General features: G+C 72.1%; 1 protein-coding gene. It reads right to left on the bottom strand.

Translation table 11 applies throughout. The annotated features are described in order from the left end of the window. The coding region (locus tag ACH4FH_RS38690) for an SDR family NAD(P)-dependent oxidoreductase (protein WP_398560670.1) at positions 1–6,734 on the bottom strand (6,734 nt) is incomplete at its 3' end. Positions 6,735–6,803 lie beyond the last annotated feature (69 nt).

Genomic DNA, 6,803 nt, shown 5'->3' with positions numbered 1-6,803 from the left:
CCCAACCACAGCGGCCGCTCCACCGAACGCCCCTGCCCATACGTCGCCAGCAACGCACCCGCCTCGATCGGATCGCCCAGCGACGTCCCCGTCCCATGTGCCTCCACCACATCCACATCCGCCGCCGAGAGCCCGGCGGAGTCCAACGCCGCCCGGATCACCCGCTGTTGCGAAGGCCCGTTCGGCGCACTCAGACCGTTACTCGCGCCGTCCTGATTGATCGCCGAACCCCGCACCACCGCCAAGACCTGGTGGCCGTTACGCCGCGCGTCCGACAACCGCTCCAACAGCAGCATTCCCGCGCCTTCGGCCCAGCTCGTCCCGTCGGCGGCTGCGGAGAACGCCTTGGAACGGCTGTCACGGGCCAGCCCCCGCTGCCGACTGAACTCGATGAAGAGGCTGGGGGTGGACATCACGGTCACGCCGCCGGCCAGCGCCATCGAGCACTCGCCACGGCGCAGCGACTCCGCGGCCAGATGCAGGGCCACCAGCGACGACGAGCAAGCCGTGTCGACCGTGAGGGCCGGGCCCTCCAGGCCCATGGCGTAGGCGATGCGACCAGACACCACGCTGGCCGCCTTTCCGGTCAGCAGGTAGCCCTCGAGGTCTTCGGGCAGTTGCCGCAGGTGTGCGGCGTAGTCCTGTCCGTTGGTGCCGATGAACACGCCGGTCGGCGTTCCGCGGCGCGTGGACGGGTCGATGCCCGCGCGCTCCACGACCTCCCAGGAGGTCTCCAGCAGCAGCCGCTGCTGGGGGTCCATGGCGAGTGCCTCACGCGGCGAGATGCCGAAGAACTCCGGGTCGAAGTCGTACGCGTCGTAGAGGAAGCCTCCTTCCTTCGCGTAGGTCTTGCCCCGCTGGTCGGGGTTCGGGTCGTAGAGCTCCTCGACATTCCAGTTCCGGTCGGCGGGGAAGGCGGAGATCACGTCGCTGCCGCCGGCGACCAGCGACCACAGGTCCTCCGGGCTGCGCACCCCTCCGGGGAGGCGGCAGCTCATTCCGACGATCACGATCGGGTCGTCGTCCGGTGCCGTCACGGTCGCCGGGACGGGCGCCGTGGCGGCTCCCGGCTCCCCCAGCGCGGCGGTCTTGAGGTATCCGGCGAGCGCCGCGGGGGTCGGGTGGTCGAAGAGCAGACTGGTCGGCAACCGCAGACCGGTGGCGCCGTTCAGCCTGTTGCGGAGCTCCACCGCGGTCAGCGAGTCGAAGCCGACCTCACGGAACGCCCGGGTCGGAGTGATCGCTTCCGGGGAGGCGTGCCCGAGTACGGCCGCGGCGTGCGAGCGGACCAGATCCAGCAGGAGCGGTCCCCGCTCCTGGTCGCGCAGTCGTGCCAGTCGCTGTCCCAGCGAGGTCGCACCGGAGTCGGTGAGGCCCCGCGCCGCCCGCCGGTGCGTAGTGCGTATCAGGCCGCGGAACAGGTGCGGTACGGGCCGGGAGTCGGCCTGCGCCCGGACAGCCGCCAGGTCGAGGCGGGCCGGTACCAGCGCGGCATCGCCCACCGTGAGGGCGGTGTCGAAGAGGGCCATGCCCTCCGCGGAGGGCATGGCGGCGACGCCGGACCGCGCCATGCGTCGCACATCGGTGTCGTCCAGGTGGACGCTCATGGCGCTGCGCTGGTCCCATAGCCCCCAGGCCAGGGACTGGCCGGCCAGACCGCGCGAACGGCGGTGCTGGGCCAGCGCGTCCAGGAAGGCGTTCGCCGCGGCGTAGTTCGCCTGACCGGCGCCGCCGATGGTGGCGACGACGGAGGAGTACAGCACGAATGCGGCGAGGTCCAGGTCCGCGGTCAGCTCGTGCAGGTTGACCGCCGCATCCACCTTGGGCCGCAGCACCTCGTCGACCCGCTCCGGGGTCAGGGCGGCGAGGACGCCGTCATCGAGGACTCCGGCGGTGTGGATCACGCCGGACAGCGGGTGCTCGGCCGGCACCCGGGCCAGCAGCCCGGAGAGGGCCTCGCGGTCCGCGACGTCGCACGCGGCGACCATGACGGTAGCGCCGGCCTCGATCAGCTCGGACCGCAGCTCCTCCGCGCCCACCGCGGCGAGCCCGCGGCGTCCGACCAGCAGCAAGTGCCGTACGCCGTACTCGGCCACAGCATGGCGAGCTGCCAGGGCGCCCAGCGTGCCGGTCCCGCCGGTGATCAGTACGGTGCCGTCCGGGTCGAAGGGCGGCGGGCCGGCGGGGGCGCCGTCCGGCACGCGGGCGAGCCGGGGCACGAGCACGGCGCCGGCGCGTACGGCGGTCTGCGGCTCGCCGGAGTCCAGCGCGGCTGGGAGCGCACGCAGCGAGTGAGGGTCCGTGTCGAGGTCCACCAGGACGAACCGGTCCGGCTCTTCCGTCTGCGCGGAGCGGATCAGGCCCCACAGGGCGGCGTGGGCCAGGTCGGGGACGTCCCATTCAGGCCCGGTCGCGATCGCGCCCCGGGTCACGAACACCAGCCGTGTGGCGGCGAAGCGTTCCTCGGAGAGCCACCGCTGCACGAGGGACAGCGCCCCGTGCACGGCGTCCCGGACGCCGTCCGCCGTCTCCACAACGGTGGCGTCGGGCATCGTGCAGGACACCAGCACGGCATCCGGCGCGTCGCCCGGGTCGGCTTCCATGGCGAAGGCCGGAAGGTGGAGTCCGGTACGGAGTCCGAGGGTGTCGTCGCCGAGCACGGCCCATCGGCGGGGCCCGGGCGCGGGTGCGGTCGGCGCGGGGTTCCATGTGACGCGTAGCAGTGACTCGTGGAACGCGACGCGACCGCCCTGGAGGTCCTCGGGGCGTGCCGGACGCAGGGCCACCTCGTCAACGGTCGCCACGGGGTGGCCGCTCGGATCGGCGGCCTCGACGGACACCCCGTCGGGGCCGGTGGGCGTCAGCCGCACGCGCAGCCCGGACGCTCCGGTCGCGTGGAGCGCGACGCCCTTCCATGCGAACGCCAGCCGGGCGTCGGCGTCCTCGCCCTCCGCGGCGTTTCCGTGGCCGGCCGCATCCGTCCTGTGCAGAACGGCTTCCAGCAGAGCTGGGTGCAGGCCGAACAGTCCGGCCTCGCTCGTGGTGTCCTCGTTGAGGCGGACCTCAGCGAAGAGCTCTGCGCCGAGACGCCACAGGGCGACGACCCCGTCCGCGCCGGCATCTTCCACGGGAACCGCGCCGGCCGGGGGCCATGCCGCAAGGTCGAACGACGCAGCGGTGCCGCCGGACGTCAGGACAGCCCTGGCGTGGCGCTGCCAGGGCGCGTCCGGCCCGGCGTGCTCCGCCCGAGCGAACACCTCCAGCGTCCTGCGGTCGTCCTCGGCCGCGCCGAGCCGCACCTGGATGACCACCGCGCCCTGCGCGGGCAGGGGCAACGGCGCTTCGATGATCAGCTCCTCGATCCGCTCGTACCCGACGTGGTCCCCGGCGCGGAAGGCGAGTTCGATGAAGGCACTGCCGGGCAGCACCGGCGTGCCCAGCACGGTGTGGTGGGCGAGCCAGGGATGCGTCTGGAGGGCCAGGCGGCCGGTGAACAGGTAGCTGTCCGAGCCGGCCAGGGCAGTCGAGGCGCCGAGGAGCGGGTGGCCGGCCGGGGCCAGACCGGCCGCCGTCACGTCAGCGGCCGGGGCGGAGCCGGACAGCCAGTACAGCTCACGCTGGAAGGCATAGGTCGGAAGTGCCACGCGCCGTGCGTCGTGCCCGGCGAAAACCGCCTCCCAGTCCGGCTCGATCCCTCGGACCGCAGCTTCCGCGAGTGAGGTGAGGAGGCGCTGTGCGCCACCTTCCTGGCGGCGCAGCGATCCCACGACGGCGATATCGGCCCCTGCGTCCTCGGCCGTCTCCTGCAGGGCGGTCGACAGCACCGGATGAGGGCTGCACTCGATGAACCCGGTGCAGCCGGAAGCCAGCAAGGCCCTTCCGGCCGCTTCGAATTGGACCGTCTCGCGGATGTTCCGGTACCAGTACTCCGTGTCCAGCTGACGAGTGTCCAGCCGCCCGCCGTTCACCGTGGAGTAGAACGGGATCCGGGACGCCAGCGGGGACACCGTCCGCAGGCCCACCAGCATGCGCTCGCGGAGCACCTCCACCTGGGCGGAATGGCCCGCCGTGTCGACGCCGCGGACCCGCCGGGCCCGGACGCCCTCGGCCTCCAGCTCGGCCAACAGCTCCTCGAGGGCCGCGGGTTCTCCGGAAACGGTCACCGTCCTCGGACCGTTCACGGCTGCGATGGACAGCCGGTCGCCCCAGCGCTCAAGGCGCTCGCGAGCTTCGTCGGCGGGCAGCGAGACCGCCATCATGCCGCCCTTACCGTCGAGTTCCGCCCACAGACGGCTGCGCAGGGCCACAATGTGGGCCGCGTCCTCAAGCGTCAGGCCGCCGGCGACGTATGCTCCGGCGATCTCACCCTGGGAGTGGCCGATCACCGCCGCGGGCTTGATCCCGTACGACTGCCACACGGCGGCGAGCGACACCATCACCGAGAACAGCGCGGGCTGGATCACGTCGATACGGTCCAGCGAGGGCGCGTCCGGCTCGCCGAGCAGCACATCCAACAACGACCAGTCGAGGAACGGCCGCAGGGCATCGGCGCACGCCCGCAGCTGTGCCGCGAAGACCGGGGAGTCCTGCCAGAGCTCCTGTGCCATGCCGAGCCATTGCGAGCCCTGCCCGGGGAAGACGAGGGCGGCGTTGCGCGCGTCACCGCTCGCGGCCTGCACCAGGTTGGGGGCGGTACCGCCGTTCGCGAGCGCAGTGATCCCTTGGAGGAACCCTTCACGATCATCCGCGACGACCGCCGCACGGTGGCCGAAGGCGGTACGCGTGGTGGCGAGGGAGTACCCGACGTCGGCGAGACCGGCATCGGGGTGGGCGGCCAGGTGCTCACCAAGCCGCTCGGCTTGCGCCTGCAGCGCCTCCTCCGTCCTGCCGGAGATCGTCCAGAGGAGGGGGCCGGGGAGAGCGGAGGAGGAGCCCGGCCCCTCCGGTTCCGGGGTTCCGGCGTCGTCCACAGCGGAGTGCGCGCTCCCGCCCACCTCCGCCGGGGAAGCGGCGGGCTCCTCCGGGGCCTGCTCAAGGATGACGTGGGCATTGGTGCCACTGATTCCGAAAGAGGAGACGCCGGCGCGCCTCACCCGCCCGGTCGACGGCCACGGCATCGGGTCGGTCAGCAACCGCACCGCACCCGATTCCCAGTCGACATGCCCGGACGGCTCGTTGACGTGCAGGGTCTGCGGCAGCAGGCCATTTCGGATGGCCATCACCATTTTGATGACGCCGGCCACACCGGCTGCCGCCTGGGGGTGACCGAAGTTGGATTTCAGCGAACCGAGCCACAGCGGATCGTTGTCGCCCCGGTCCTGCCCATAGGTCGCGAGCAGCGCCCCGGCCTCGATCGGATCGCCGAGTGCGGTGCCCGTTCCGTGCGCCTCGACCGCGTCCACGTCCCGTGGGGACAGCCCCGCGTCCGCGAGCGCCGCCTGGATCACCCGCTGCTGCGAGGGGCCGTGCGGGGCGGTCAGCCCATTGCTGGCGCCGTCCTGGTTGACGGCCGAACCCCGGACCACTGCAAGCACCTGGTGGCCGTTGCGCCGGGCGTCCGACAGCCGCTCCAGGAGGATCATGCCGACGCCCTCGCCCCAGCCGGTGCCGTCCGCCCGGTCGGAGAATGCCTTGCACCGGCCGTCGGGGGACAGCGCCTTCTGCCGGCTCAGTTCGACGAAGATGCCGGGACTGGACATCACCGTGACGCCACCGGCCAGTGCCAGGGAGCACTCGCCGCGGCGCAGCGACTGGATCGCCAGGTGGATGGCTGTCAGCGAGGCCGAGCACGCGGTGTCCACCGAGACGGCGGGGCCTTCGAGGCCCAAGGTGTAGGAGATGCGTCCGGAGAGGACGCTGGTCGTGCTGCCGGTCAGCAGGTAGCCCTCGTGGCCCTCCGACGGCTCCTCCATACGGGGTCCGTAGTTCTGGGGCATGGCGCCGACGAACACCCCGGAACGGCTTCCCTTGAGCGCACCCGGCCGGATCCCGGCGCGTTCCAGAACCTCCCAGGACGTTTCGAGCAGCAGACGCTGCTGGGGGTCCATCGCCTGTGCCTCGCGGGGGCTGATGCCGAAGAAGGTGGGGTCGAAGCGGCCCGCGTCGTAGAGGAAGCCGCCCTCCCTGACGTAGCTCTTGCCCTGCTCGGCCGGGTCGGGGTCGTACAGGTCCTCCAGGTCCCAGCCGCGCTCGGTGGGGAATCCGGCAATGACGTCCCGACCGCCGGCGACCACCTCCCACAGGTCCTCCGGTGTCCGTACGCCGCCCGGAAGCCGGCAGCTCATCGCGACGATGGCGATCGGGTCGTCCTCGGCGGCGTGCCGCGGCGACGCCGGCAAGGGGGTGCGATCGGTTCCGAGGTCCATGACGGACGAGCGGATGTGGTCGGCGAGCGCGGCGGGCGTCGGGTGATCGAAGAGGACGGTGCCGGGCAGTCGCAGCCCGGCGGCGACATTCAGCTGATTGCGGAGTTCCACGGCGGTGAGCGAGTCGAAGCCCAGTTCCTTGAACGCCCGGGCCGTACCGATCGCTGCGGGGCTGGTGTGGCCGAGTACGAGTGCCGTGTGCCTGCGGACGAGTTCCTGTGCGGCATCGCGCTGCTCGGCCTCGTCGGAGAGGGCAAGCATGTGGTCCCGCCATGTGAACGGTTCCTCGGTAACGGGGGCGTCGAGCTCGCCGAGCGGAGTGTCCAGCCAATACCGCTCACGCTGGAAGGCATACGTCGGCAGATCCACCCGACGCGCACCACGCCCCTCGAAAAACGCCCGCCAATCGACCTCAACCCCCGCGACGTGCATCCGGCC

Source organism: Streptomyces sp. NPDC017993, assembly GCF_044328065.1.
GTDB lineage: Bacteria > Actinomycetota > Actinomycetes > Streptomycetales > Streptomycetaceae > Streptomyces.
This window is presented reverse-complemented; position numbering and strand designations above follow the sequence as displayed.